Below are 721 nucleotides of genomic sequence, written 5' to 3'. Positions count from 1 at the left end.
AAAAAAAAATATCGATATTTTGAATATTCTTACTTATAAAATTAAAAGTTGGGATAGACAAAATGATCTTATAGAACTATCAGAGCTAATATCTGATTTAGAAAAATTTAGTAGAAAAGAAAGATCTTTGTACTATAAAGAGTTTTTTTCCGATGTTGCATTGGCTGAAAAATTAATATACTTGTATAAAAATGAAAATTTAACCAAAGAAGCTACTATAAATATAGTATCTTGCATAGGAAATATGATAAAAGGATATAATCTCCCCCCTTTAGATAATTTTTTTAAATTTTTTAATGAATTGAAAAATGTTAAGAAAATAGATTACTATGTTTCTTTATTTATTACTAATTTCCCACAGTTTTATATGGAGGATAAAAAATGGGATTATATCTTATCAATTTTAAATATCAGTCCAAAAGCGAAATCAGAAAGAAATTTTTATATTGAAATAAAAAAGATTTTAAATCGTAATGAATGCATTCCAAACAATTATTTAGATAAATTTATAGCCTCTTTTGAAAAAATGTATAATAAAGCTAAAAATGATTTTTACAAAAATGATTATAAGGAAATACTTTTGAAGTTAAGTAAATTAAAATGAATCTTATAAATTATATATTTATATTGGAATCAGAAAGATGGATAGACCTGTAATTGCTATGATATTTAAGTCTTCAGTTGAAGTCAAAGCTAAAGAAATCAGAATTCCAGGGAAATG

Annotated in this window: 1 protein-coding gene; it reads left to right on the top strand. The window is 22.5% G+C overall.

Annotation, left to right across the window (positions count from 1 at the left end):
* Positions 1-604: hypothetical protein (locus B9N71_RS13145; RefSeq protein ID WP_085166116.1), on the top strand; the 604-nt coding region annotated here is incomplete at its 5' end.
* Positions 605-721 lie beyond the last annotated feature (117 nt).

The organism is Gilliamella bombi, from assembly GCF_900103255.1.
Lineage (GTDB): Bacteria > Pseudomonadota > Gammaproteobacteria > Enterobacterales > Orbaceae > Gilliamella > Gilliamella bombi.
Note: the sequence above shows the minus strand (reverse complement) of the source record. Positions and strands in the feature narration are given on the sequence as shown.